Below are 361 nucleotides of genomic sequence, written 5' to 3' on the forward strand. Positions count from 1 at the left end.
GCAGTCCGCTTTCCGGCGGGCCGCCCCAAGCCTGCTCAGAGGTCGATCTGCTCTGAAATCTCCAGCGCGTCGTCCACTTCGATGCCGAGATACCTGACGGTGCTCTCGAGCTTTCCGTGCCCGAGAAGGAGCTGGCAGGCGCGTAGGTTTCCGGTCTTCTTATAGATCAAGGCCACCTTGGTCCGTCTAAGGCTGTGGGTGCCATAGGCGCTGGGGTTCAGGTCGATCATTCTCACCCAGGTATCGACCAGCCGAGCGTACTGCCTGGTGCCTATGTGCTCTCCATCTCGGCTGCGGCTGGGGAACAGCCAGTCGTCACGCCGTCGTCCTCGGCGCTCCAACCAGTGAGCCAGAGCTTCTC

Annotated in this window: 1 protein-coding gene; it reads right to left on the minus strand. The window is 62.0% G+C overall.

The window, feature by feature from the left end; translation table 11 throughout:
- Positions 1-35: 35 nt before the first annotated feature.
- Positions 36-361: tyrosine-type recombinase/integrase (locus HF680_RS16320; protein WP_235969019.1), on the minus strand; the 326-nt coding region annotated here is incomplete at its 5' end.

The sequence above is a fragment of the Brevundimonas huaxiensis genome (genome assembly GCF_014218725.1).
Lineage (GTDB): Bacteria > Pseudomonadota > Alphaproteobacteria > Caulobacterales > Caulobacteraceae > Brevundimonas > Brevundimonas huaxiensis.